At 68.3% G+C, this 26,278-nt stretch carries 22 protein-coding genes; 10 read left to right on the top strand and 12 right to left on the bottom strand.

Translation table 11 applies throughout. The annotated features are described in order from the left end of the window. Positions 1–272 precede the first annotated feature (272 nt). Together QHF84_RS06385 and QHF84_RS06380 are read right to left on the bottom strand one after the other, a co-directional pair. On the bottom strand, positions 273–1,439 hold the full coding sequence (locus tag QHF84_RS06385) for an acyl-CoA dehydrogenase (protein WP_281312280.1): 1,167 nt from the start codon (positions 1,437–1,439) through the stop codon (positions 273–275). Positions 1,440–1,567: 128 nt separating this feature from the next. Then, positions 1,568–2,113: a hypothetical protein gene (locus tag QHF84_RS06380; RefSeq protein ID WP_281312279.1), complete on the bottom strand. Its 546-nt coding sequence runs from the start codon at positions 2,111–2,113 to the stop codon at positions 1,568–1,570. 194 nt (positions 2,114–2,307) lie between these two features. Between QHF84_RS06380 and QHF84_RS06375 the strand changes: the two genes are divergently transcribed. Next, positions 2,308–3,135 (top strand): GDSL-type esterase/lipase family protein, encoded by an 828-nt coding sequence (locus QHF84_RS06375; protein ID WP_281312278.1) that lies wholly within the window; start codon positions 2,308–2,310, stop codon positions 3,133–3,135. Between the two features lie 14 nt (positions 3,136–3,149). Here the strand turns inward: QHF84_RS06375 and pip are convergent, their stop codons facing one another. Then, entirely contained in the window at positions 3,150–4,109 is a 960-nt protein-coding gene (pip, locus tag QHF84_RS06370) for a prolyl aminopeptidase (protein ID WP_281312277.1), read from the bottom strand. Positions 4,110–4,178: 69 nt separating this feature from the next. On the opposite strand from pip, the gene QHF84_RS06365 reads away from it, so the two are divergent. The 4 genes from QHF84_RS06365 (at position 4,179) to QHF84_RS06350 (ending at position 12,579) form a co-directional block, all read left to right on the top strand. Further along, on the top strand, positions 4,179–8,018 hold the full coding sequence (locus QHF84_RS06365) for a serine/threonine-protein kinase (protein ID WP_281312276.1): 3,840 nt from the start codon (positions 4,179–4,181) through the stop codon (positions 8,016–8,018). A gap of 402 nt (positions 8,019–8,420) precedes the next feature. Next, positions 8,421–9,209 carry a hypothetical protein gene (locus QHF84_RS06360; protein ID WP_281312275.1) on the top strand — a complete coding sequence of 263 codons (789 nt, stop codon included), beginning with the start codon at positions 8,421–8,423 and terminating at the stop codon, positions 9,207–9,209. Positions 9,210–9,481: 272 nt separating this feature from the next. After that, positions 9,482–11,338 (top strand): asparagine synthase (glutamine-hydrolyzing), encoded by a 1,857-nt coding sequence (gene asnB / locus QHF84_RS06355; protein ID WP_281312274.1) that lies wholly within the window; start codon positions 9,482–9,484, stop codon positions 11,336–11,338. Positions 11,339–11,400: 62 nt separating this feature from the next. Continuing rightward, entirely contained in the window at positions 11,401–12,579 is a 1,179-nt protein-coding gene (locus tag QHF84_RS06350; RefSeq protein WP_281312273.1) for a hypothetical protein, read from the top strand. A gap of 16 nt (positions 12,580–12,595) precedes the next feature. Here the strand turns inward: QHF84_RS06350 and QHF84_RS06345 are convergent, their stop codons facing one another. Then, positions 12,596–13,282, bottom strand: coding sequence for a hypothetical protein (locus tag QHF84_RS06345; RefSeq protein ID WP_281312272.1), 687 nt, complete (start codon positions 13,280–13,282; stop codon positions 12,596–12,598). Between the two features lie 5 nt (positions 13,283–13,287). Next, on the bottom strand, positions 13,288–13,938 hold the full coding sequence (locus QHF84_RS06340) for a hypothetical protein (protein WP_281312271.1): 651 nt from the start codon (positions 13,936–13,938) through the stop codon (positions 13,288–13,290). Between the two features lie 258 nt (positions 13,939–14,196). On the opposite strand from QHF84_RS06340, the gene QHF84_RS06335 reads away from it, so the two are divergent. From QHF84_RS06335 to QHF84_RS06325, 3 genes are read left to right on the top strand one after another with little or no spacing between them, the layout of a single operon-like run. Then, the gene (locus tag QHF84_RS06335; protein ID WP_281312270.1) at positions 14,197–15,885 is read left to right on the top strand and encodes an amidase; all 1,689 of its coding nucleotides are present in this window, start codon (positions 14,197–14,199) and stop codon (positions 15,883–15,885) included. After that, a complete protein-coding gene (locus QHF84_RS06330) occupies positions 15,886–17,106 on the top strand; it encodes an FtsX-like permease family protein (RefSeq protein WP_281312269.1) in 1,221 nt (406 codons plus the stop codon). Continuing rightward, a complete protein-coding gene (locus QHF84_RS06325) occupies positions 17,106–17,759 on the top strand; it encodes an ABC transporter ATP-binding protein (protein WP_281312268.1) in 654 nt (217 codons plus the stop codon). Before QHF84_RS06330 ends, QHF84_RS06325 begins: the two co-directional genes overlap by 1 nt. Here the strand turns inward: QHF84_RS06325 and QHF84_RS06320 are convergent. Both QHF84_RS06320 and QHF84_RS06315 read right to left on the bottom strand, forming a co-directional pair. Continuing rightward, on the bottom strand, positions 17,692–18,792 hold the full coding sequence (locus tag QHF84_RS06320) for an acyltransferase family protein (protein WP_281312267.1): 1,101 nt from the start codon (positions 18,790–18,792) through the stop codon (positions 17,692–17,694). The two genes, QHF84_RS06325 and QHF84_RS06320, sit on opposite strands and share 68 nt — an antisense overlap. Continuing rightward, entirely contained in the window at positions 18,792–19,763 is a 972-nt protein-coding gene (locus QHF84_RS06315) for a hypothetical protein (RefSeq protein WP_281312266.1), read from the bottom strand. Before QHF84_RS06315 ends, QHF84_RS06320 begins: the two co-directional genes overlap by 1 nt. A 216-nt stretch (positions 19,764–19,979) precedes the next feature. On the opposite strand from QHF84_RS06315, the gene QHF84_RS06310 reads away from it, so the two are divergent. Beyond that, the gene (locus QHF84_RS06310; RefSeq protein WP_281312265.1) at positions 19,980–20,324 is read left to right on the top strand and encodes a BPSL0067 family protein; all 345 of its coding nucleotides are present in this window, start codon (positions 19,980–19,982) and stop codon (positions 20,322–20,324) included. A gap of 78 nt (positions 20,325–20,402) precedes the next feature. On the opposite strand, the gene QHF84_RS06305 is transcribed toward QHF84_RS06310, so the two are convergent. Continuing rightward, positions 20,403–21,875, bottom strand: a complete 1,473-nt coding sequence (locus QHF84_RS06305) for an NAD(P)/FAD-dependent oxidoreductase (RefSeq protein ID WP_281312264.1) — start codon at positions 21,873–21,875, stop codon at positions 20,403–20,405. Positions 21,876–22,113: 238 nt separating this feature from the next. Between QHF84_RS06305 and QHF84_RS06300 the strand changes: the two genes are divergently transcribed. Then, positions 22,114–22,476, top strand: a complete 363-nt coding sequence (locus QHF84_RS06300) for a cupin domain-containing protein (protein ID WP_281312263.1) — start codon at positions 22,114–22,116, stop codon at positions 22,474–22,476. 3 nt (positions 22,477–22,479) lie between these two features. Here the strand turns inward: QHF84_RS06300 and QHF84_RS06295 are convergent, their stop codons facing one another. From QHF84_RS06295 to QHF84_RS06280, 4 genes are all read right to left on the bottom strand, one after another. After that, positions 22,480–23,172, bottom strand: coding sequence for a DNA-binding protein (locus tag QHF84_RS06295; RefSeq protein ID WP_281312262.1), 693 nt, complete (start codon positions 23,170–23,172; stop codon positions 22,480–22,482). Between the two features lie 129 nt (positions 23,173–23,301). Next, a complete protein-coding gene (locus tag QHF84_RS06290) occupies positions 23,302–24,537 on the bottom strand; it encodes a cytochrome P450 (RefSeq protein WP_281312261.1) in 1,236 nt (411 codons plus the stop codon). Between the two features lie 53 nt (positions 24,538–24,590). Then, positions 24,591–24,917, bottom strand: a complete 327-nt coding sequence (locus tag QHF84_RS06285) for a 2Fe-2S iron-sulfur cluster-binding protein (protein ID WP_348652842.1) — start codon at positions 24,915–24,917, stop codon at positions 24,591–24,593. A 37-nt stretch (positions 24,918–24,954) separates the two neighbouring features. Then, positions 24,955–26,199, bottom strand: a complete 1,245-nt coding sequence (locus tag QHF84_RS06280; RefSeq protein ID WP_281312259.1) for an FAD-dependent oxidoreductase — start codon at positions 26,197–26,199, stop codon at positions 24,955–24,957. Positions 26,200–26,278: the final 79 nt, after the last annotated feature.

Here is a 26,278-nt window from a genome sequence, read left to right as displayed (position 1 = left end):
GAGGGGCGAACAGCCCCCGCGGGGTCCGGGGCAGCGCCCCGGCGAGGCGCTACCCTTTCAGAAAAACCCGCCTTCGAGCATCGAGGCGAGTAGTTCCTCGTCTTCGGGGGATTTTTCTGTGCGGGCTTCGGCTGTGGGGGTGTCTTTTGACGGGGGCGTGGCCGGGGGGGGAGTGGGCGGGGGCTCTCGGAAGTTTGGGCAGCCTCGTGTCGCGCACTCCACCGTCAGGACCCCCACGTAGGTCGCTCGCGCGCCGCAGCGGGGGCAGACGGTCATCCCTTCACCTCGTACTCGCTTTGCAGGAGCTTTGCGATCGTGGCGAGCTGCATGTTCGACGTGCCCTCGTAGATCTTCCCGATCTTTGCGTCGCGGTAGAACTTCTCCGCGGGGTACTCCTTCGTGAAGCCTACGCCGCCGAAGAACTCCACGCAGAGGGACGCCGTTCGCTCGGCGACTTCCGAGGCGAACAGCTTTGCCATCGCTGCTTCCTTCACGAACGGCAGACCTGCGTCCTTGCGCCGTGCGGCGTTGTAGACCATCAGCCGTGCGGCCTCGATCTCCGTCGCGACGCGGGCGTACTGGAACTGCATCCCCTGGAAGCTTGCGATCGACTGGCCGAACTGCTTGCGCTCGCTCATGTAGCGCATCGCTTGGTCGAATGCGCCTTGGGCTAGACCGATCATCTGCGCGCCGATGCCGATGCGGCCCTCGTTCAGCGTCTCGATCGCGATCTTGTAGCCCTTGCCGACCTCGCCGAGCACGTTCTCTGCGGGCACCTCGCAGTCCTCGAGCACGAGCTCGCACGTGCTCGAGGCGCGGATGCCGAGCTTGTTTTCCTTCTTGCCCACGGAGAAGCCCGGGAAGCTGCGCTCCACGAGGAATGCCGTGATGCCGCGGTAGCCCTTGCTCGGATCCACGTTTGCGAGCACCAGGAAGAGCGAGCTCTCGTTTGCGTTCGTGATCCAGAGCTTGCGACCGTTCAGCACCCAGCGACCGTCTTTCTGCGTCGCGCGGGCTTGCAGGGCGAAGGCGTCGGAGCCGCTTGCGGCTTCGCTCAGCGCGTACGAGCCCACCCAGTCCTTGCAGAGACGGGGCAGGTACTTCTCCTTCTGGGCGTCGTTTGCCCAGCGGAGCAGTGCGTTCGCGACGAGCGTGTTTTGCACGTCCACGAGCACGCTCACGCTCGGGTCGACGACGGCGAGCGCCTCGACGGCGAGGATCGCGTTGAAGAAGCTCGAGGCGGCTCCGCCGTAGGTCTCGGGGATCTCGACGCCCATGAGGCCGAGCTCGAAGAGGGGCGGCAAGAGCGCGTGGTCGAGCGCGCCTTTCTCGTCCATCTCGCTGACGAGCGGCGCGACGCGCTTCTTCGCGAAGTCGAGCACCGAGTCGCGGAAGAGCGTCTCTTCCTCGGACAGGTGCGTGAGCGGGGGATGGGACACGTTGATCTCCTTGGGGTAGCCCCTGGCGTCGTAGGGGGTTCGGCCCCGAGCGTCGACGGAGGTTCGGGGGCGGCGGATTATGGGGGAGCGCTCGCGGGGACGTCAACCGAGCCGACGGGGCGGCGCGTCTACCATTGCCAGCGCAATCGCACCATCGTCCCTGGGGCGAAATGGAAGGCTTTTTTGCCGTCGATGGGTGCGTCCTTCTCGTCGTGCACGGTGACCTCGACGTTCTTGCCTTGGACCCAGGTCTCGCCGACTTCGCCTTCGGCGACGAGCAGCCAGTCGCTCTCGGCGCCGTTTTTGCCGATGACGCGGAAAATCTCGGCCTTGTTGCCCTTCTGCGGGACGGTTTGGCTCGTCGCCACGAGGGGCTCGATGAGCAGCTTCTTGCCTGCCTTCAGCTTGACTTTGCCGTGAATTTCCGCCTGGTGGACGACGATCTCGGTCGTGTACTTGCCGGGCGGCGGCTCGGGGTTCGCCGCCGTGGCGGACGGCGCGGCTGTGGGCGTGGGCGGGGGCTGTGCGGGGGTGGTCGCCGCGGGTGGCGTGGCCTTGGCTTGCGGCTGCGGCGGGGGCGGGGGAGGGGGCGGCTGCCCGCCTCCGCAGGCGGCGACACCGAGCGCGAGCTCGAGGGAGATCATCATCGACAACGTCCACTTGATAGGTCGCATCTTCGTCCCTCGTCTCTTCCCGGCCTCGTGCCAGCGTCCTTGGTAGCGCAAGTCGGGCGGGCCCGGCTAGCAGGATTTTGACCTTGTCCGGGTGACGTAACGGCGGGTGGTAGGTGGTTTGATCAGAGTCGATCGGTTGACGGTCGAAGTGCCGCGGCGTGACGGCGCTGGGGCCGTGATAAGAACGCGATTCCATGCGCCGCCTCCGTCCCGTCTTGCTGCCGTTTTTCGCCGCGCTTGCCTGCTCGGGCTGCGCGGAGAGCGCCTCGAATCCGAAGACTTCGCCCAGCGCGGAAAGCGCGCCCGTGGCCGCAGCCGTTTCCGCTCCCGCAGCCGCTCCGGCATCCGCATCCGCTCCAGCATCCGCTCCCGCCTTCGCAGCCGCTCCCGCTCCGCCCCTCGATTCCCGCCGCGCCTACATCGTCGCGGCCATCGGCGATTCCCTCACGGATGCCCGTTCCCACGGCGGCAAGTTCCTCGATTACCTGCGCACGCATTGCCCCGAGAGTCGATTCGACAATTACGGCGTCGGCGGACAGATGGTGAACCAGATGCACCGCCGCTTCGCGCGGGACGTGCTCGGCGAGCCTCCGCCCTCGGACAAACCGGCCTACACCCACGTCATCGTCTTCGGCGGCGTGAACGACCTCTACAGCGACGAGACCGCTTTCCGCACGCCCAAGCTCATCGAGGCCGACCTCGCCGGCATGTATGCCCTCGCGAAGGGGCGCAAGATGCAGGTCGTCGCGTTGACCGTCGCGCCCTGGGGGGGTTTCTCCAAATACTGGAACGACAAACGAGCGGCGGCCACGGCGCAGGTGAACGAGTGGATCCGGGCGCGCAAGGCCGCGGGCGAGGTCGATCACGTGGTCGACGCGTTCGCGCTGCTCTCCTGCGGCAATCCGAACCGGCTCTGCCCCGAGTACGCCGTTCCTTTCAAGGACGGCCTGCATTTCGGGCCGAAGGGTCACGAAAAACTCGGCGAGGTGCTCCTGCGCGAGGTCTTTTCGGATTGCCGTTAGCGCCACCCTTGCAATCAGTATCTTGCAAAGCGATCGGTCGCCTCGAGGTAAAGACGACTCATCTCCGCGTCGCCGGTATGCCCACCGGGCACGAAGTGCAGCTCTGCGCCCGGCCATGCTTGGGCGAGCTGCCAGGCGACGTCCGCCGGCCCGGCAAGGTCGAGCCGGCCGTGGAGGAGGACGCCCGGAATCCCTGCCAGCCGGGATGCATTTCGGAGGAGCTCGTCCTCCTCGAGCCACGCGGCATGCGAAAAGTAGTGCGTCACCAGGCGGGCGAAGGCAATCATGTATCGTTCGTCGGCCCAGCGTGGATGGGGCGAGACGTACCCCTCCTCGAGCGACAGCAACGCATCCTCCCAGGCGACCCAATCGCGCGCTGCCTGGAGCCGGACGCCCGGGTCCGGGTGCTGGTTCAGGAGCCGGTCGTAGGCTCGGACCAGATCGCCGTCGCGGTCGCCCGCCGGAACGCCGGCCCGGAAGCGGGCCCATTCCTCCGGGAAGTACCGCCCGACGTCGTGGCTGAACCACCGGACGTCGGCCCTTCGGGTCAATGCGATCGAGAGGAGAATCATCTCGGAGACCCGCTCGGGATGACGCTCGGCATAGGCGAGCCCGAGCGTGACGCCCCACGATGCGCCCCAGACGAGCCAGCGCTCGATCCCGAGGTGCTCGCGGAGCCGCTCGATGTCCGCGATCAGGTGGTGGGTCGTGTTCGCCGATAGGTCCGTCGAGAAGTCCCCGGCGTGGGGCGTGCTCCGGCCGCAGCCGCGCTGGTCGAACTGGACGAACCGGTAGCGATCCGGATCGAAGAAGCGACGCCGGCCCGGACTGCTGCCTCCGCCCGGCCCGCCATGGAGGGCGACCGCGGCCTTCCCGTTCGGGTTGCCAGAGACTTCCCAGTAGATCGACTGGCCATCGCCGACGTCGAGCATGCCGGATTCGTAGGGCTCGCGAGGCGGGTACGGTTCGCGCATGTTGCGCCTCCCTCGGGGTTCGGATCGTGGTTCGTGTGACCTTAGGTTGTTGCGCGCCGAAGGAGGCGCATGCAGGCGGGGGACGTCATCGACGATCGATTCGTGATCGAGCGGGTCGCCGGCTCGGGGGGAATGGGCTCGGTGTTTCGGGCGCACGACCGCCTTTCCGGCGAGCCTGTGGCCGTCAAGGTGCTCCATGACCGGGAGCCCCGCGACATCGCGCGGTTCGATATGGAGGCGCGTGTGCTCGCTGGGCTCGATCATCCGGGCATCGTCCGGTACATCATGCACGGCACCACCCGCGCTGGCGAGCCCTTCCTCGCCATGGAATGGCTCGCGGGAGAGGAGCTCGGCGCGCGGCTCGCGCGCGGGAGGCTCACGATCGAGGAGAGTGTCGCCGTCATCCGCGCAGCAGCCTCGGCCCTCGCGACGGCGCATGCGCGCGGCGTGGTCCACCGCGATATCAAGCCGAGCAACCTCTTTCTCGTGGATGGCGCGCTCGATCGGGTGAAATTGCTCGATTTTGGTCTCGCGCGTATGCCGCTTTCGCCACGGTTCACGCGGACGGGCGTGGTGCTGGGGACGCCGAGTTACATGGCGCCCGAGCAGGCGCGTGGCTCGCCGTCGCTCGACGCGCGCGCGGATGTCTTTGCGCTCGGCTGCGTGCTCTTCGAGTGCTTGACCGGGCAGCCTGCATTCCAGGGCGAGCACGTGATGGCCATCTTGGCGAAGGTCTTGCTCGAAGATCCACCGCCCTTGCGAAAGATCCGGCCCGAGGTGTCGGTGCGGCTGGAAGCGCTGGTCGCGTGTATGCTCGCGAAAGATCCGGCGGATCGGCTCGCCGACGCGGGCGAGGTCGCGGAGGCGCTTGCCTGTCTCGATGCACGGGACGCTTGGTCGTGGCTCTCCGAGGTGCCGCCCGCGGAGGCGCTGACGCGAAGCGAGCAGCGATTGCTGAGCATCGTCGCCGTCGGCGCGCTGGCCGAGGAGGACGTCGCATCCACGCGCACCAGCCGAGAGGCGCTGGAATCGGTTGCGGAGACGTTCGGCGCGCGTGTCGAATGGCTGGCGGACGGCTCGATGCTGGCGGTTTTCATGAATGCGGCGAGTGCGTCGGATGCTGCGGCGCGAGCCGCGCGATGCGCCCTCCGGCTGCGCGTGCGCGCCCCGGACGCGCCCATCGCCATTGCCACCGGCCTCGGCGAGGTCGCGGAGGTTTTGCCGGTCGGGCAGGTCCTCGATCGGGCCGCCGCGCTCCTGCGCGCGGCGGGGCGCTGGGTGCTCGTGGACGAGGTGACCGCGGGGCTCTTCGAAGCGCGCCTCGTGGTGGTGCGTGGGCCGGGCGGGCTCGAGCTTCACCGCGAGGAGGAACTCAGCGCGACGGCGCGCACGCTGCTCGGAAAATGGAGCCCCTTCGTGGGGCGCGGACGGGAAGAGCGCATTCTGCTCGATCTGCTCGACGAGTCCGTCGGCGAGGGCATCGCGCGTGCCGTGCTCGTGACCGGGCCGCCCGGAATCGGAAAATCCCGCCTTCGCCAGGAGTTCGTCCGCGCGGCCCTCCCGCGCCATCCAGAGGTCGACGTGTGGATCGGGCGCGGCGATGCGATGAGCAAAGGATCCGCGTTTTCCCTCGCTGGCTCGGCGCTGCGTCATGCATTCGCGGTCGTGGGCCACGAGCCGATCGAGGAGCGAAGGCGCAAGCTCACCGAGCGGGTCGCGCGCCACGTGGCCGAGCCAGAGGTGCGCCACGTGGCCGGGTTTCTCGGCGAAATGATCGGCACGCCGTTCCCCGACGAGGAGAGCGCGAAGCTTCGCGCCGCGCGCCTCGATGCACGGCTCATGGCCGATCAGCTTCAAACCTCCTTTCGGCAGTTCATGGCCGCCGCGTGTGGCGCGCATCCGGTCTTGCTCGTCCTCGAGGATTTGCATTGGGGCGATCTTCCCTCCGTGAAGCTCGTCGACGCGGCGCTGCGGGATCTCGCGGGCAAGCCGCTGCTCGTGGCAGCCTTCGGCCGTCCCGAGGTGCACGACGTTTTCCCGAAGGTATGGGCCGAGCGGGGGTTGTCCGAGATTCGCCTGGGCGAGCTGACCCCACGCGCCGCCGAGGAGCTCGCTCGGAGCGCGCTCGGAGAGACGACGGAGCCTCGGACGATTGCGCAAATCGTGCAGCGCGCCGCGGGCCATCCGTTTTTCCTGGAGGAGCTCATCCGGGCGGTGGCCGAGGGGCGTGGGGAGCAATTGCCGGAGACCGTGCTGGCGATGGTCGAGGCGCGCCTCGCCGCTCTCCCTGCCGACGCGCGGCGCGTGCTGCGCGCGGCCAGCGTGTTCGGGGATGTCTTCTGGTGCGGCGGCGTGGAGCACCTGCTCGGCGGGGGGGACGACGCGCTGCGTGCGCAAGAGTGGCTCGAAATGATGACCACGCGCGAGGTCCTGCAGCGGAGCGAGACGAGCCGGTTTCCAGGCGAGGAGCAGTATTCGTTCCGGCATTCGCTTCTACGGGAGGGCGCGTATGCGATGCTGACGGAGCCCGACCGCACGCTCGGGCATCGGCTCGCGGGAGAGTGGCTCTTGCAATGGGGCGAGGGCGACGCATTGCGCCTGGCCGAGCATTTCGAGCGGGGAAAGAGCCCGGAGCGCGCGGCGGAGTGGTATCTCGCGGCGGCCCGGCAGATGCTCCGGGCCGATGATGTACGAGGGGCCATCGCCTGCGCCGAGCGCGGCCTCGGCTGTGGCGCGGCGGGGGAGCTGCGCGCGGAGCTCTTGTTCGTCCGCGGCGAAGCCCACGCGTGGCACGGGGACTGGGCGCTGGTCGGACCGGACATGGTCGAGGCCCTGCAGGGGCTGACGCCGCGCCAGCCGCTCTGGTACACCGCAATGGCATACAGGGTCCTGAGCGCCGCGCTGTCCGATGAGCCCAGCGTGTTCTCGAGCGACGTTCTGGCCCCGTTCGATGCGGAGCCGAGCCCCGCATGCGCAAGACACTTCGTTTATGGTCTCGGGCTCCTCTTCAAAGCCCTGATATTGCTCGGCAGGCATGACCTCGCCTGGCCCTACATGACGCGGATGGAGCAGGTGGGCAGCCGGATCGCGGAGGACGATCCCTGGGTCCGGGGCAAGCTGCAGGAACAGCGGAGCTTGGCGCTCCTTTACGATGGGAATTTCTGGGCAAGCCTCACGGCCGCCAAGGCATCCCTGGCGAGTTATGAGCAAGCCGGCGATCGGTTGCATGCGGCCTCGAGCCGCTTGACCATCGATGCGCTCTACATGTTCCTCGGGGCGTACGCGCGCGTGGAGGAGGACGTGCGCGCTTTACCTCGAGGCGACGAGGCGTCTGGGTTGTATTCCGTCGGGTGGAGGAGCCTTCTCGCGTCTGCGCTCGCGGAACGCGGGGCCCTGGAGGAGGCGCGCGTGTTGGCGGAAAGCGTCCGAGACTTCACGGTCACGCTGGGCAGCCCCTATTACGAAAGCATCGTCCGAGAGAACCTTGCTTCCATCCTCCTGCGCGCCGATGACCTCGACGCGGCGGAGCGCGAGGCGCACGCGGCCAAGGCCCTCTCGGGCACGACGCCCTGGCGCGCGGCGGCGGAGGCGAGGCTCGCGGCCATCCTCCTTCGGCAGCAGCGCGCGGACGAGGCGCTCCGTCTCACCGAGGACGCAGCCGCGCGGCGCGACGCGAGCGGCGGGATCGGACCTCATGACATGTACCTGCGCCTCGTCCACGTCGAGGCGCTGCACGCGACGGGCAACCACGCCCGCGCGCGGACCGTGCTGTTCGAGACCCGCGACCTTTTGCTCTCACGCGCGGCGAAGATCCAGGACCCGGAGCTCTGCCGGAGCTTCCTCGAAAACGTCCCCGAGAACGCGCGCATCCTCGCCCTCGCTGCCGCCTGGGAGCAAGACGCCGCCTAGCTCGTCCGCGGAAGACATCCGGCGATCCGCATCACCAAATCTCCCCTCCGCGACCCCCGCGAAGCCGTCCCGCGCCAAAAAGTCCGCCTCCCGACCCCCGCGCCGCCGCCTTCGCCGGAACGGAACGCCCGATCGACCCCCGCGCCCCCGCCGTTTCGTTTACGGAACCACAAATCGACCCCCGCGGAGCCGCCGTTCCGCCAACGGAACGCCGGATCGACCCCCGCGGAGCCGACTCCCCGTTGACGGAACGCCTCCGCGAGCGTCGGGATCGTGCCTCCTGTCCCGCGGAACACCTTCGCGAGGCGTCCGAGCTGGACAGTTTGGGACCTGGACTCGTAAGCTGCCCCCCTCGACGCCCGGCTCAGGACGCTCGGGCGCATTCCGTGAGGGAGGTCGTTCGTGGCGAAGAAGTCGAGGCAGGTCGATAACCGCATTCAATCGAGCGGGCACGTCATCAACGCGGCGAAGACGCACGCCGAGCAGGTCGCCGAGAAGCTCGCGGCGCGCGCGATCTCCGTGCAAGGGGCGAACACGAAAGCGACGAAGGAGGTGTTTCAGGTCCTCCTCGCGTTCTTGACGGACACCCTCGGCGCCTCGGCCCGATCGCTCGATGAGGCCGAGCTTCGTGTCCTCGCGGAGCGCGCCGACGACGTCGGCGTGCGCGAGGCGCGCGATGCGGCCGCCGCCGACCTCCTCCGCGCCGCCGTGCGCGTCAAATCGATGGTATCGGACGCGCTCGGCCCCGGCGGGCTCCAGACCTATGGTCTCGCGGGAGAGACGCCCCGCGTGCCCCGCGAGCTCGCGAGCCACGCGCGGAGCGTGATGGACCTGATGACGAACAAGCCCTTCCTGGTCACCGTCGAGGGCGTCACCTTCGACAGCGCCGCCATGGCCGCGACGCTGGACACCAAGGCCCACGTCCTCGATCAAGCCCTTGCGACCATGCAGCGCGAGGAGCAGGAGCTCGCCGATCAGCTCGGCCGTCGCGACAGCCAGGTTCTCGCATGGATCGAGGACCACCAGGGCATCACCGATACCCTCGTCGGTCTCTTCCGCGTGGCCGGTCGCAAGGACCTCTCCGAGCGGGTGCGCCCGACGACCCGCGCGCTCGCCGGCGAGGAGATCACGCCGCCCGCCGAGACGACGACCAGCGAGGACCCGTCGGGCGGCGGACCCTCGCAGGGCTGAAGGGCGACGCGCTCCTGCGCAAACGGTTCACGGATGGCCCGTGTCGTCCGCGCGAGCGGGCGCGGCGTCGGGCTCGTCGGCCTCCGCCGACCAGGTCGCGAAGACGCACCGCGCGACCTCGCCGACACGGCAACCATCGCATTAGGATGCTCGTCGAGAGACGCTCCACGACGGGGACGATCGGATGGCCTCGGCAATGCGCGCGGTTCGCCGCGGGGGGGGCCCGTTCCGCCGCAGCGCCTCCGACAAACTCGAGGGGAGACGACTGCGCCATGTGTGGTATTGCTGGTTGGGTAGATTATGAGCGCGATTTGACGCAGGAGCGTGACGTCGCGCAACGGATGACGGCGACGATGGCCAAGCGTGGGCCGGACGCCGAGGGGCTCTGGCTGTCGCCGCGCGCAGCGCTCGGGCACCGAAGGCTTTCCATCATCGATCTCGAGGGCGGACGGCAGCCGATGATCGCCGCAGAGAACGGCGCGCCGGTGGCGGTCCTCATTTATACGGGCGAGGTGTACAATTTCCGCGAGCTGCGCGCCGAGCTCGAGGCGCTCGGCCACCGCTTCGAGACACGGAGCGACACCGAGGTCGTCCTGCACGCCTATCTCCAGTGGGGCGCGTCTTTCCCGGAGCGCCTCAATGGCATGTTCGCGTTTGCCCTCTGGGACGAGCGCGCGCAGGAGCTTTTGCTCGTCCGTGATCGGCTGGGCATCAAGCCCCTCTATTATCGGCCGACGGCCACGGGCGTGCTCTTCGGCTCCGAGCCCAAGGCCATCCTCGCGAATCCGCTGGCGCCGCCCGTGGTCGACGCCGACGGCCTGCGCGACCTGCTCGTCGTCGCCAAGACACCCGGGCGCGCGGTATTTCGTGACATGCGCGAGGTCAGGCCCGGCCATGTCCTGCACGTGCGCAAGGAGGGGATCACCGAGCGCCGTTACTGGGCCCTCGAAGCCCGGCCCCATACCGATGACCTCGCCACGACGATCCGCACGGTCCGTGAGCTGCTCGAGGACATCGTCGCTCGCCAGCTCATCTCCGACGTGCCCCTCTGCACGCTGCTCTCCGGCGGGCTCGACTCCAGTGTCGTGACAGCGCTCGCGCAGAGGGCGCTCGTCGCCGAGGGTGCAGGGCCGGTTCGCTCGTTTTCCGTCGATTTCGTCGGCCAGACCCAGAACTTCCAGCCCGACGACTTCCGCGCCTCACCGGATGCGCCGTTCGTCGCCGACGTCGCGCGGCACGTGGCCTCGGCCCATTCGGACATCGTGCTCTCCGCGGACGAGCTCGCCGATCCCGCCGTGCGCGAAGCCGTGCTCGCCGCCCGTGATTTGCCGCTCTCCTTCGGGGACCTGGACGCTTCGCTGTATCTCCTCTTCCGGGCGATCCGAAATCACTCCACGGTGGCGCTCTCGGGCGAGTCCGCGGACGAGGTCTTCGGCGGTTATTTGTGGTTCCACGATGCGGAGGCGGTGGCCGCCGAGACGTTCCCCTGGATCGCGTTTCGCCGGAAGCGGTCTGGCGCGTCATCTCGTTCCTTGCCGACGTTGCTCGATTCCGGGATGCTCCAGAAGCTCGAGCTCGGCGACCACGTCCGCCAGCATTACCGGGAGGCGATCTCCGAGGTGCCGCGCCTGCCGGGGGAGACCGGCCACGAGCGGCGCATGCGGGAGTTCTGTCACCTGCACCTGACGCGCTTTTTGCCCACGCTGCTCGATCGCAAGGATCGCATGAGCATGGCCTCCGGCCTCGAGGTCCGCGTCCCGTTCTGTGATCACCGGCTCGTCGAGTACGTCTTCAACACGCCCTGGTCGATGAAGACCTTCGACGGGCACGAGAAGAGCCTGCTGCGGGCGGCGAGCGCGGATCTCGTGCCGCGATCGGTGCTGGAGCGGCGCAAGAGCCCGTATCCCTCGACGCAGGATCCCGCCTACAATCAGGCGCTGCGCGGCCAGATCGGCCGCCTGCTCGAAGGAAAGGACGCGCCGATCCTGCCGCTGCTCGACGTCGAGCGCGCCCGCGCCTTCGCGGCGGGCGAAGGCACGGGGAGTGTCGAAGTCGATCGCGCTCAAATGGAGCAGGCGCTCATGATGGATGCGTGGCTCGCGCGGTACGAGGTACGCGTCGTGCTCTGAAAGGAGCCAGGCGAGCGCCGCCGCGTGAGGCGCACGCGCGCCGGATCCCGTACACTGACGGCATGGGGTTCGTCGAGGAGCTCGGGCAGGGGCGGCGCGGCGTTCGGTTCGCCGTCCCGCGAGGGTTCGAGGTTTCGGAGGAGACCGATCGTTCGGCCACGCTCGTCGACAAGGCCCGCGGTTTTTCCCTCTCGCTCGGGGCTTTCACGCATCGGCTCGACCTCCTGCCCGCGCACGACGCGCTCCTCCGGCGCGACGTCGAGCGGCACGCGCGTGACCTCTTCGAGACGTGTTTCCGGTCGACCGCGCCCGCGGATTCGAAGGCGCGCCCGCGCACGGACGACAAGGCTTGGTCGCCGGTCGTGGAGGTCACGCCGGTCAAACTGGGCGCGGCGCGTGTGCTCCGCGTGGTGCATCGCCTGTGGTACGAGCCTGGCCGCGAGACGCTGATGGGCCATCTCCTCGTGCCGCTCGCGCATGGCCTCTTCGAAGTGCGCATCGTTCCGCCCACGTCGCGGCTCACCGGCGTGCGCGAGGCGGCCGTGGCCGATCGGGCGACCGCGGCGCTCGCGGGCACGGATCCCGCGGCCTTTTTGCGGGGCATCGATCAACGCGCTTCCGACGATCCCGCGCTCGACGCCTCGTTCCCGCGGCATCCGCTCAGCGTGGCGCGGAAGGGGCTTCAATTCCTGCTCGAAGAAGCTGCAATCGAGATCCTCGATCCCGACGCCGAAACGCGCCCCGGCGAGGTCGAGATCACGGCCGCGGGGTTTGCCGTCACGGCGCCGCCTCGGTATCGGCTCGTGGAAAAGGATCCGCCTTCGCCGAAGCTCGCGTCGTGGAGCCGGGTTTCGTTTTCGGGGACCGATGGAATCCAGCTCCTCACGGTCTCGCGGACGGGGACACGCCTCGCCGATCGCAAGGGTCGAAAGCTCGCGCGGATCGCGGAGGACCTCACCCGCGCGTCCGTGCCTGCGGGCGCCGAGGGCGTGCGCGTGAGCGCCGTCGCGCTCCCGGACGAACGCGGGCGCTCGCATGCGGAGACGTATCACGCCTATGTGAAGGGCGCGTCGCGGCAGCAATCGCTGTTTCGCTGGTTCACCGAGCCGGACGGCGAGGTCGTGATGGTCGCGCTCGGCGCGGCGATGTGCGTGCCCGTGGACGAGCTCGCGGACGACGCGGAGGCCGTGGTGAAATCGTTCCGACGGCTCGGGGTGAAGAAATGGTGGCAGATTTTCTGAGCGGGCGGGTCGACCCTCAGTCCGGCGGCTTCTCGTTGAATTCGTCGTAGCTCGGCTGGGCGCCGAAGGTGAGGGCGAGGCCGCCGTGGAGGCCGGCCATGGCGGTGTGCGGGGTCTTGCCGACGATGGTCACCTCGGGCGTGAGGGCGATGTTCGGCGTCACGCGGATCTGCACACCGAGACCGACCTCGGGCGCCACGAACCAGGACGACCGTTCGCAATCGGGCGGATAACAATGTTCGTCGTAGCTCTTGAGGTTCCAGTTGACGGCTGCGTTGCCGTGCAGGAACAGGGTCACGGCCTTCGTCGGGTTGAGGCCCAAGGAGATGGGCGCGGCGAAGCGGACGGCGTGGGTCGGGGCGTCGAAGCCGTCGGAGAACGATGGGAACAGGCTGTAGTAGACGCCCGGCGTAACGGCCACGTCCACGTACTTCGTGCGCACGAAGTTCCACTTCACGTCCGCCCCGAAATACGGCCCGGCCATGACGCCGAGGTCCACCCGATCCGCGAGCCCGACGCGGAGCTGATAACGCGGGTGCAGATCGCCCGGCTCGCCATTGAAGCGAAAATCGAGGAGCCCTTCGAGGGCGACCGTGTGCGAGACCTGCCCTCGCGGGATCGTGCGCGGCGTTGCGTACTGGTTCGCGGTGCAACCCGTGAGCATCGCCGGCAAGATGAAAGAAGCGAAGTATCGGCTCGGCATACGCATCAATCCGGGCTGGGGCACGAGAAGTAGAAGTTCCCGTCTGCGTCCTGCATGCAGCCGGAGCACGTCGCCAGGTCCTTCCAGCAGGTGCAGTCCTTGGGCATTCCTTGCGGCAGGCATTCGGCTGGCAAGGACACGCACTCGTAGGCCCCATAGATCGGATCGTGCGCGCAGGCCTGTTGCCCGACGGCGCAGAAGAACGGCCCGCACGTGAATGTCCCCGCGGGCGGCGTGCATACGCCCATCGCACCGAGATCCACGCCGGCAGCCAGCGCAGCGCACGCGTCGGGATACACCTTCCCGTCGCACCCGCACACAGCCTTGCCGTCCGGCGTGCATGCGGGCACGACCTTGCATTCACTCTTCTCGCCCTCGGTGCCGCAGGCTCCGGAGCTGTCGTACGCGCAATAATATCCCTCCGCGCAAGGCGCATTCGGCCCGCATTGCTGTCCGCCGGGATTGCCGGGGTCGAACCCGCCGCCCCCCAGGCCTCCGGCGCCGCCCGCGCCGCCCGTGCCGCCCGTGGACCCGGTCGTCCCGGAAGTCGCAGCCGCGGGCGGTTCGCCTGACCCACATGCCATGAGGTTCGCGGCGCTGCCCACGAACAAAAGCAACCACATCGCCCCGGTGGATCCCGCGTGTCTTCTCGTCATGGAAGCCTCCTCCGGGGGATAAATTAGCGCGGATCCTTTCGACTGCGCCGACGATCCGGAGATACGACCTGTGGGATAAACTGCGCGCAGCGCAGTTTTTCCCCCCCGAGTCCAGGGCTTGCCCTGGTCCGGGGTGAAGGGGGCGGACAGCCCCCTTCCGGGGTCCGGGGCAGCGCCCCGGCACGGCGGACGGGTTCCTTGCTGCAAACCCGGGCCCCATGGCCTAGGATTCGCCCTCCTCGCCCCGGAGCGTTTCCCATGACGTACGATCTCAAGACCGCCCATGCCCCCCGCATGACTGGCCTCGCGCTCGAGGCCGCTGCGCTCGCCCTCGAAAATCCGGCCACGGGGCAGATCATCGGGCAGAAGTTGCTGAAGGATCTCGGGATCCTGGATCTCCGGTACGCGGACCTCCGCGACGCGCCCTCCGTGGCCCCGAGCCTGCCGCGCCCCGCGAGCTTCACGGCCTCGGACGCGCCGCCTTTTGATCTCGGCGAGCTCGCGCGTTCGGTGCGAAAAAACCCGGGGTTCGCGTTCGAGTCGGCCGCGGACTTCGTCGCTGCGTATCGCGACGGACGCTCCGATCCGGTGACGGTCGCCGAGCGATTCCTCGAAGCCGCGCAGCGCCTCGATACGGGCGAGCGCGCGCTCCGGGTGTTCATCGAGCGAAACTCCGACCGCCTGCTCGCTGCGGCCCGCGAGAGCCGCGAGCGATATCGCAAAGGCGCGCCCCTCGGCCCGCTCGACGGCGTGCCCGTGTCGGTCAAGGACGAGCTCGACGTGGAAGGGTATCACACGACCGTCGGCACGCGTTTTTTGAAGCTCCGGCCCTCCGAGGATGCCACCACGGTCCGCCGCCTGCGCGAGGCCGGCGCGCTCCTCCTCGGCAAGGTCAACATGCACGAAATCGGCATCGATACCTCGGGGTTCAATGCCCACCACGGCACGCCGACGAACCCGTATGCGCCGGGGCATTACACGGGCGGATCGTCGAGCGGATCGGCCGCCAGCGTCGCGGCCGGGTTCTGCCCGATCTCGATCGGCGCCGACGGCGGCGGCTCGATCCGCATTCCCGCCGCGCTTTGCGGCATCGTCGGGCTCAAGGCCACGTGGAGCCGCATCAGCGAGCACGGCGCGTTTCCGCTTTGCGCGAGCGTCGGCCACGTCGGCCCGCTCGGCGCCACGGTCCGGGACGTCGCCCTCGCGTATGCCCTCATGGCCGGCCCCGATGCGAAAGACCCGAATTCGCTCTCCCAGCCGCCGCACCACCTCGACGGCCTCGGCCGGGAGGACCTCGAAGGCGTGCGGATCGGCGTGTATCGGCCCTGGTTCATGCACGCCACGCCCGAGATCGTCCGCGCCGCGGAGGGGGCGCTCGACATCTTCCGCGCCCAGGGCGCGCGGATCGTCGAGATCGAGATTCCCGAGCTCGAGCGCGCGCGCGTCGCGCAGGGCGTCACCATTCTCTGCGAAATGGCCTCGTGCATGGCGCGGTATGACGCCGAGCACCGCCGATCGTTCGGGCTCGGCGTGCGGATCAACCTGGCGATGGGGCGGGCGCTCGCCGGCATCGATTACGTGCAGGCCCAGAAGGTGCGCACGCGTTTTTCCGAGCACCTCGCCCGGGTCTTCCAGTCGGTCGACGTCATCGTCACGCCGACGACCGCGCTCACGGCGCCGCGCATCGCGGAGGACGTTTTTCCGCGCGGCGAGAGCAACCTGGAGGTCACGAGCGGGCTCATGCGGTTCGTTTATCCGGCGAACTTCACGGGCAACCCCGCGCTCTCCGTGCCCGGCGGATATGGCGCGAGCGGGCATCCGATCGGCATTCAGATCCTCGGGCGTCCCTGGGAAGAGCACCTCCTTTTGCGCATGGGCGCGGTGCTGGAGCAAAACGTCCCGCGGAAGGCGCCGGCGATTCACGTGCGCCTGCTCGACGGAGTCTGAATGGAGCCAGCCCCGCTCCCGCGCTCGCGCCCCCGCCTCGCGCCGCTCCTCTTGCTCGCCCGAAAGAGCCTGCTCGGGAGCCGCTTCACGTTCGCCTTGCTCGTCCTTTCGGTCGCCGCGGGCGCGGGGTTCCAGATCCCCAATACGTCGAACCTCGCCGGCTTCTCCGAGGCCCTGCTCGAAGAGGAGCTCCGCCACGGGGCCGGCGACGTGCGCGTCGAGCCGCGCGACAAACGCCACTTCGACGACGGCGCCGCCGCCGCCGCGCGTATCATCGACGCCGCGGGCGCGCCCGTCCGCGCCGCCGTCCCCGTCCTCGTCCTGCCCGGCGCCGTCGGCAAAGGCGGGCGATTCCAGAATGCGCTCGCCTACGGCTACGATTTCCCCGGCGATCCCGCGCTCCGCCCCTTTCACCTCACGGACGGCGCGCTCCCCGGCCGCGGCGATTCGAACGGCGTCCTCATCGGCACCTCGCTCGCGAATCGAATCGGCGTGAAGGTCGGCGACGCCGTCGACCTTCGTGTCATCCTCGGCGGGCCGCCCGGGGCCGCCGGCGAGCCCGTGGGCGCGTCCGTCATGACCGTACGTGGCCTCGTCGCAGGCAGCGCCGGCGCCTACCGCAGCGTCTTCCTCGACCGCGCCGCCCTCGCCGAGAAGACCGGCGCCCCGGCCGCCGCCTCCGCCGTCAACGTCCACCTCGACGACCACTTCGCCGCCTCGGACCTCGCCACGCGCCTCGAAGCCGGCCTCCCCGACGCCCGCGCCGTCGGCTGGCGCGAGGACGACCCGTACGTCACGAACTACCTCGCCGCGAATCGCACCGTGAACGCCGTCTCCTACGCCATGGTCGTGGCGGCGATCAGCATCCCGGTCTGGGCCCTCTTCCACATCCACGTCCTCGGCCGCCGCCGCGAGATCGGCATCCTCGCCGCGCTCGGCTTCTCGCGCCGCGAGATCTTCGGCCTCTTCTTGCTCCAGGCCCTCGTCGTCGCGTTCATCGGGCTCGCCCTCGGCGCGGCGCTCGGTTACGGGATGCTGCTCTACTTCCAGGCACACCCCATCTTTTCGTGGGAGGCGCTCGTGGTTCGTCCCGTCATCACGGCCGCGGTCCTCGCCGGGCCTTGCCTCGCGGTCCTCGCCACCACCCTGCTCGCCGGCAGCGTCCCTGCCTGGCGCGCGGCCCGCACCGACCCTTCGCGGGTCCTTCGCAGGATCGATTGATGCCGAAGGTCCTCCGCTGCGAGAGCCTCGTGCGTCGCCTCGGCGAGCGTGACGTCGTCCGCGGCGCCTCGCTCGACCTCGACGAAACCGAGTCCGTCGCGCTCGTGGGCCCGAGCGGCTGCGGCAAGACCACGCTGCTCCAGATGATCGGCCTGCTCGACCGACCCACCGCGGGCCGCGTCGTCCTCGCCGGCCACGACGCCTGGTCCCTCGCGGACAGCGTGCGCGCCGAGCTGCGCCTCGCCTGGATTGGCTTCGTGTTTCAGCAGAACAACCTCGTCGAGACGCTGAGCGCGCGGGAGAACGTGGCGCTGCCCGCGTGGCGGCTCGGGGCCTCACGCGGGGAGGCCGAGCGCGCGGCCGATGCGCTGCTCGACCGGTTCGGCCTCGCCGCGCGCCGCGACGCACGGGCTTCCGAGCTGTCCGTGGGCGAGGCGCAACGCGTGGCCATCGCCCGCGCGCTCGTGAACCGCCCGCGCCTCGTGCTCGCGGACGAGCCGACGGGCAGCCTCGACAGCACGTCGGCGGACGTCGTGATGGAGGCGCTGACGGCGGCTTCGGCGCTCGGCGCGGCGCTGCTCGTGGTCACGCACGATCTGCGGATCGCGGCGCGAGCGGGGAGGATCGTGGAGATGCGCGACGGGCGGCTCTGAGGAGCAGGAACGCGCCGAGACAAACGCTCCCCGCGATCGAGACGACGCCCGCGTACTTCAAGGGCCCCGGCCATGCGAGGCGTGACGCCGCGATCTGGAGGAAGACCACGATCGGCAGGTGCGTGACGTACACGAAGTACGAAGCGTCGGCGAGCAAGCGGACGAGCGGCCGCGCGCGGGTCACGAGCCGCCCGCACGTGCCCAGAAAAACCGCGACGGCGAGGCACGAGAACGCCGCGCTCGTCACGAGCGCCCACGCGGGCGCGCGCGCCGGTGCGCCCGTTGCCGTGCTCGCGAGCAGGGCCGGGACGAGCGCGGCGAGCAGCACGCCCGCGAGGGCCGCGAGCCACGGGAGCCTCCGCGCATACGCCGCGAGCCCCGCGGGATCGAGCAGCCACCCCCACGCGAAAAACACCGCGAAATAGGCTGCGATCAGGGGTTCGACGAGGAACGAGAGCGGCGTGTCGAGCTGGAGTTTTCCCGCGACGAGGAGCACGGCGGACACGGGGGCGATCGCGATCGCGGGCAAGGCGAGGGGCGAACGAGAAGGTCGCCCTGGCAGGACGGCGGCGAGCGTCGAGAGCACGAGCAGGTAGTAAAGGAACCAGAGATGCGCGAGCGTGACGGGCAGCTCCGATGCACGCAGCGCCGGCACCTGGCTGCCCACGGCGGCGCGACCTTCGAGCGTTCGCCCGTGGTCCCAGAGCGCGTTCATCGCCGCGGAGACCGGCACGAGCGCGACGAGCAGCGGCGCGAGCACACGCGTGGCCCGCTCGCGCGCAAACCCCCCGAGGCCGCGGCGCAGGACGATGCCGCGCGAGACCATCCCCGACAGCAGGAAAAACACCGGCATCAGGAACGCGCGGCTCACCCACACCACGAAGTCCGCGGCGAGGTGCGTCGAGCGATCCTTGATGGCCCAGCCGATCGGCGTCTCCAGGAACGAAAGCAAGCCGTGCACGAGGAGGACGAGCGCCGTGGCGAAGGCCCGCGCGCCGTCGAGCGCGTGGATGCGCGCCTCTTCGCGCTCCATCAGCCGCGTGTCCCCGCGGGCCGCTCGGCGTGCTCGCAGAGCAGCCCTCCGAGCAGGTGAAACTCGAGGTAGGCGCGCGCGACGTCGATCGCGCCATCCATCCGCGCGCTCTTGCCGCCGAGCCCGATCTCGCCCTCGCCCTTCTGGAACCGGAACGCGAGTGTCTCGCCCGCGCCGAGCCCGCGCGTCATCACGGGTTCGAGCAAAGGCTCCCGATCGAGCCCGAACAGGAACAGATCCCGCTGCACGATCGACGACAGTTTGTCCGAGAGCGCCGTGAGCGAGAGCTCCCACGCGCCCTCGCGCAGCATCGCAGCGACGGAACCTTGACGGATGAGCTCGGCGTTCGCCACGTCGAGGGATCGCAGCTCCGCGCGCACGAGCATCCACGCGAGCCCGAGCGCGCCGAAGCCGAGCGAGAGATCCGCCACGCGATATCCTTTCCGCGCCGGATCCTGAAACGAGCCGCGCGTGTTGTCGCGCATGGCCATGAGCGCCTTCACCACGCGGTGCATGAACGACGGCTCTCGCACGAGCGCGAGCGCGCGTTCTTTCGTGTAGACCGTCTCGGGCCGCGGACAACCCTCGACGACCACGTCGAACGGCTCGAAATCGGCGTCGGCGAGCGGCTCCTGCGTGCGCAGATGCCGGTGCAGGTCGAGCGACAACGCATCGCCTTTCTTGAAGATCTCGAGATGGATCGCGAGCGGCGTCTTCGCGCCCGTCGTGGTCGTCCCGTCGGCGAGGAACTCGAGATCGGCGATCAGCGTCTTTTCCGCGTACCTTTGCGTGTTCGTCACGGTGATCCGCTGCGCGCGCCGATCGATCGTCACCTCGGTGTCGTCGTTCTCCAGCGCGAGCCGGTTGCTCTCGTTCGCGCCGCGGCGGCCGACGCCGGCGAGCGGGCAAACGATGCGGCCTGGAAAATATCGTACGCCGCGTTTCCGATGGGTCTCGATGTCAGGAAACATCACGATGCTCCGGCTGGAATCATGTCGCGAGCGTGGTTCGGGAGCGGTCCGAAAAGCATAACGCACCTCGTCGAAGCTGCGTCGTGTAAGTAAACCAACGAAGAAATCGGTGAAGACGTGCGTGAGCGGCTTGTGGGCCGGCTCTGATCGCTTGTACCCTTTTCCGGTTCCGTGGCGCCACGTAGCGCCACCACAAACTCGAGAGAGGAGCCCTTCATGGCGTATCGCACGAACACCCCGGAGCTTTACGAAGGCAGGCATTACGGCGAGAGCGAGCAGTGCGTCGCGCTCGTCAAGTACGCCTGCGGCGCGCCGCATACGTCGGCGTGGAAGAAGGGCGCCCAAGTGATCGGCAACGCGGCGATCACCGCAGGCACGGCCATCGCGTGCGGCTGGGAGGGCGACCGGTACATGAGCCGCGCGCGCGGCAACCACGCGGCGATCTACCTCGGCCAGTTCGGCAATCAGATCGAGGTGGTGGATCAGTGGTCGGGTACGCCGGCCGGCCGTCGCTACAAGACGCACAAGCCCGAGAAGCCGTACCACGTCATCGAAGGCTGATCCCCGAGTGCTCTCGGACGCGGAAGCCCGCCCGTGCCCCCCGGCACGAGCGGGCTTCGCGTTTTCAGGGACGAACGATCAGCCCTTCTGCACGATCTCGTCCACGACGCGCTTGCCGCTCTCGATCGCGCCCTGCATCCAGCCGGCCCAGATCGAGGTGTGCTCGCCGGCGAAATGGATCCGGCCCTCGGGGCGCGGCAGGACGGCCATCATCCACCACTGATTCGGCAGGATCTCCGTCCACGCGCCCTGCACCCACGGATCCTCGGCCCAGACCTTCGTCTGGAACGAGAGCTTCTCGGCCTCGATGTCCGGGAAGAACTTCGCCAGCTCGGCCTGGATGTAGGCCTCGCGCTCGGGCCCGGCGATGGCCGCGAAGTCGTCGGCATTCTTGTCTTGCAGGTACGCGAGCAGGATGCCCGTGTCGCCGGTCTGCGTCGCCGTCAGATCCCAGACGCGCTCGGCCTTCGTGTCCGTCTTCGCGAGCTTGAGCCCGCCGAGCTCGCCGAGCGGATCGTTCTTCCAGAATCGCGTCTTCGTCTGGAACATGGCGCGCGACGAGGTCATCATGTGGACCTCGTCCATCGCCTTCTGCTTGTCGTCCGGCAGCGCGGGCGAGAACGCGACGTCGCGCAGCGGCCTGAGCGGGATCGTGCAGACGAGGTAATCGGCCTCGTAGGTCTCCGACGTGCCCGTCTTATCGACGGTGACCGTGACCTTCGTGTCGTCCTGCGTGATCGATTTCACGACCCGCTCGAACAGGATCTTGCCGTCGAGCTTCTCCGCGAGCTTTTGCGCGATGAGATCGTTACCGCCCTGGACGTGGTAGGTGAGGTCCCAGTCCTGGTCCGCGACCTCGAGCGCCATCCACGCGAGCACGCCGATCTTGTAGACCTCCGTGCCGTTGTCCGACGCATAAAGCGGCAGCCACGCGTCGGTCGCGCCCTTGCTCTTCAGGTAATCGGTCCAGACCATTCCGTCGTATTTCTCGACGATGCCCGCGAGCGGGAAGGTCCCCTCCCGAGGACTGCCGAATTCGGCGAAATTGGCCGCGATGTACGTCGACCACATGCCGAGGCCTTCCATGGCCTCCTCGGGCGAGAGGCCGGCGATCGGCCAGGGCGTACCCTCCGTGTGGACGAAGCGATTGCCCCCCAGGTAATACAGCGGCGTCCCGCTCGGGAACTCCTCGAGCTTCAGGCCGAGCTCCTCGACGTAGCCGATCGTCTGGTCGTGCACGTCGGGAATACGCGTCGCCCCGAGCTCGGCATACTGGCCGCTCTCGAAGCCCTCGCGCTGGGTGTGGACCCGGCCGCCGGCGCGCGTCTGCGCCTCGAGCACGGTGACGTCCCACCCCTTCTTCATGAGCTCGTAAGCCGCCGTGAGCCCGGCGAGACCTCCGCCGAGAACGAGCGCCTTTTTCGTCGATGCAGGCGGATTCGTCTGCGTGTTCCCCTCGTCCGGCCCGCAGCCCGGCAGGTACACGGCGACGCCGGCGGCAGATAGGAGCTCGAGGAAGCGACGGCGATCGAACCTGGTCTTGCTTTTCATGAGGACCTCTTTGCGCTGCGCCTCATCCGCGCCGGGAGCAGCGCTCCCCCCCCATGCCCCAATCCCGTCCCTGCGGCAATCGGGCATGCACGGTATCAGCGCGTCCCCTTCCGACCCTATGTGTTCAATTTTACTAGATTATTGTACTACGCCAAACGAATGACGTGAGAATGGTTCCCCCACTCACGTCGTTGCGAAAAGATTGACGCGGACGTGCGTCTCGGCTTACGCCCCTCGTATGCCGACGTTCATCGAGAAGCCGACCCGCATCGAGGCGGCCGGGAACAAGCCGAAGCTCATCGACGAGTACGTGGGTCGCGTCAACACGGGCACCGAGAGCCCGAGCGTGGCGCACATGCGGAGCCCCGGGGGCTGGATCGAGCCGGGGCAGCGCCCGGCGTTCGACGAGTACACGGTCGTGCTGCGCGGGACGCTGCGCGTCGAATACGAGGGCGGAGCGGTCGACGTGCGCGCAGGTCAGGCGATCATCGCGCACAAGGGAGAATGGGTCCGCTACAGCACGCCCGGCGAGGACGGCGCGGAGTACATCGCGGTCTGCCTGCCGGCGTTCTCGCCCGCGACGGTGAACCGCGACGCCTGACGCTCAAGGGGAGGGCGGCGAAGGAAGCACGAGATCCGCCGCCCCGCGCGGGGCAATCTCGTATCGATCGAGGTATTGCTGCGAAAACCCCGTGATCTCGACGGCGGTGCCCTTCGTGAGCTTCGTGGTGTCGATGAGGGGCTTGTCGCCTGCAAAGCACACGTAAACCTCCACCTCGCCGGAGCCGTCGTCGACATACGCTTTGATGCCATAAGGTTTGTCCTCGACGATGGCTTTCGAAACGGTGCCCTTGACGCGGACGAGCTGGCCCTCGGTCGACTCGCCGACGTCCCCGGTCGCGACGTCCTTCGGCATGACCGCCTCGACGCCTTGCAGGATGTCGGGGCCGGTCGCGTTCGTGACGAGCACGGTCTGCTTGGAGACCTGCTGGATCTGCCCGATGACGCGGACCTTGGCCCCGATGAGGATCTTGAGCTCGTCGTAGAGGCTGACATAAATGCCGCCGGTGTCGTCCTGGATCGCGAATCCAAAATCGCCGGTAGCGGTCACGAAGGTGCCCGGCGGGACGGAGACGAAGCCCTCGACCTGCGTGTATTCGTTGGCGGGCAAGGCGCGCGCTTCGGCAATGCTGACGACGTCCGGAGGCGGGAGAACCTCGGGTTGCGGGAGCTCGTCGGAGCAGCCGGTGAGGAGCGCGGCGAAGGGAACCACGAGGAGGAGTGCGCGGTGATGCATCCGCTTCCTCTACCGCGCCGGGGTCGTGCCGCGCAAGGCGGAGGCAGGGCGGGATATCCGGTCATCGCGGAATCCGGCGCACGGCGCCAGGCTCCCTCCGCGGGCCCGGGAGCGCGCAGGCGGAGCGCGTCAATCCCAGACGAGCGGGAGGGTCGTGACCGCCAGGTTGAAGCCACCCGTGAAACGCGGCGGCGCCTGGGAATCCAGCCGAAATGGCGGCACGCGTTTCAACCACTCCTGGTAGAATACCTTCATCTCCAGGCGGGCGAGATGCAGACCGACGCACCGGTGCGGGCCGGCATTGAACGTCATGTGCTGCTCCGTCCGGCCCATGATGAACTGCTCGGGGTTCGGGAACGCCGCGTCGTCGTAATTGGCCGCTGGCAGGAGCAACAACAATACGTCGCCCTGCTTGAGCTCGACGCCGTGGCAAACCACGTCGCGCGTCACGCGCCGGGGCGGGCACGCGATGCCATAAAGCCGCAAGAGCTCCTCGATGGCTCCGGGGAGCAGGCTCGGGTCGGCCCGGAGCTTCGCCTGCAATTCCTGATCACGTGCCAGGTGCCGAATGCCGAAGCTCAGGGCATTCACCACGGTCTCCAGCCCCCCGAGGAACAGGGTGATGCTATAGCCCAGCATTTCATGGAACGTGGGATTGCGGCCCTGGATGTTCGCGTCGAGCAGCCGGCTGATCAGATCGTCCTCGCGCTTCTCCTGCCGGGATTTGATGGATTCCGCCAGGATCCCCGCGATTCGTTTGAAGATCTGCTCGCGGGTCGCGTGATCCACCGTGGCGGACGTGGCTTGCGTGGCGAGCTCGCGGAACTCGGCCAGGCGGTTGGTCGGCATGCCCGCAAGCTTCATGAACAGCGTGACGGGCAGCGGCTCGGCGATGCTCGAGAGGAAATCGCAGCGTCCCGCGCCGAGCACGGAATCGATGAGCTCGTTCGTCATGGTCCGGATCGACGCCTCGAGCGCGGCGACGGTTTTGGCCGCCAGCGGTTGGTTCAGCGGCGTCCGGTACGCCGTGTGCTGCGGCGGATCCACTGAAATGGGCAGCATCATGAAGCCCGGCTGCGGGGCCTCGTGTTCCCCTGCGTGTGCCCCCGGCGCGCCGAAGAGGCTGTTGCTGTAGACCTCCGGGTTCATCGTGATGTCCATGATGGCCTTCTTCCGGGTCACGAACCAATGCCCCCCATTGTACGGGGAGAAGAAGATGGGCGGGGCCTCGAGGATGAGGGAGCGCATCCGGACGTGCGGATCCTCGAGCATCCGTGGATCTCTGCTGCTGTCGTATTCGTAAACCAGCTCCGGCGGGACGTGCGCGGGGATCTCGTTCAATTTCTGTCCGCTGAATGCACTCATGTTCGAACCTCTCTCGGGTACTGGGAGAAAAAGCGCGGCAGGCTGTCCGGTCCTCACTCGCTCGTCTGCGAGAGGGGAAGGCGAATCACGAGGCCTTCCAGCGCGGGCGTCACCTGGAGCTGACAGGTCAAACGGCTGTTCGGCCGCACGTGATAGGCGCACGCGATCATTCCCTCTTCCGCTGCGTCGGGCGGGGGGACCTTCGTCAGCCAAGCCTCGTCGACGTAGCCGTGGCAGGTCGCGCAACTGGCGAAACCTCCGCACTCGGCGACGATTCCTGGCACGAGGTTGTCCATCGCCGCCTGCATGACGGACTGCCCCTCCTGTGCCTCGACCTCGTGCTCCTTCCCATCCGCCTCGATGAATTTGATCTTCGGCATCATGTCCTCCTGAATTCCTTGCAGGTATCGATTGTCTTCAAGCGGTAAAACTGGCGAGCGGGACGGCCGCGTCGCCCAGGCGGGCGACGTCCACCTCGACCCGGCTCGAAACCAGCCGTTTCGCGGCCATGAAATCCGCGGGGCGGCCGATGACATCCGCGGCGATGACCCGTTTGTCGTCGAGATAGAAGGCCGAGAATTCCTTGCCCCCGGCGGATCCTCGCGTGATGCATTGCTCGTAGCCGCTGGAGAGCCCGACCATCTGCAGCTTCAATCCGTACTGGTCCGACCAGAACCAGGGAATGGCGGCATAAGGCTCGCGCTTGCCCATCAGGGTGGCGGCGGCGACGCGCGCATGCTCGATCGCATTGGGCACGGATTCGAGCCGGATGCGTCCGCCCGTGTAGGCGCTCGGCTGATTCGCGCAATCTCCGATGGCGAGGATGGCCGGATCCGCCGTACAGGCGTATTCGTCGACGACAATGCCGTCGTCGACGGCGAGGCCCACCCCGGAGGCCAGCTCCGTGTTCGGGACGAGGCCGATTCCGACGAGCACGAGATCCGCATCGAGTCGCTCGGGCACGCCATGACAAACGACGTTCACGCCGCGCACCTTTTGCCGCGCCTCGTCGAGCGCAAGACCCTGCACCTCGCAGGAGAGGCGGAATTCCACGCCCCGGCCGCGGTGAAGTTGCTCGATGAACGACGACACCTCCGGACCCGTCACGCGGGAGAGCAGGCGAGGCGCCGCCTCCAGCACCATGACGCGTAGCCCGAGCTGCACGGCCACGGCCGCGACCTCGAGCCCGACGTAGCCGCCGCCGATGATGATGAGCCGGTTGCCCGAGACGAACTTCGCGCGCATCGCCTCGATATCGGAGATCGATCGCACCGAGAACAGGTTCTCGAGCGTCGCACTGTCCAATCCGGGTAGGCTCAAGCGACGCGCTCGGCCTCCCGTGGCCAGAACGAGTTTGTCATACGGCAGCCGGCTCCCATCCTGCAGGGAGATCTCCCGCGTGGAGCGGTCGATGCTCTCGACGCGCGTGCCGAGCCTGAGCTCGATGTCGAAGCGCTCATAGGTCGAGCGTGGTTTCAGGTAGAGGTCGGTCAGGGCCACCTTTCCAAGCAAAAATCCTTTCGAGAGCGGAGGCCGCTGGTAAGGCGGATGCGGCTCGTCGCCCAGCAAAAGGATACGCCCCTGATAGCCCTGTTTTCGTAATCCGGCCGCTAGCTCGCCACCGGCCTGGCCGGCTCCCACGATCACGATGCGCTCTTCCATTGCGGTGACGCTCCTCTCTCCGTGCGCCCGGGATCCCGGGGATTCAGCTCGAATGCTTCGATAACCTTCGAACGTCATC

It is taken from the genome of Polyangium sp. y55x31 (assembly GCF_029946505.1).
Lineage (GTDB): Bacteria > Myxococcota_A > Polyangia > Polyangiales > Polyangiaceae > Polyangium.
Note: the sequence above shows the minus strand (reverse complement) of the source record. Positions and strands in the feature narration are given on the sequence as shown.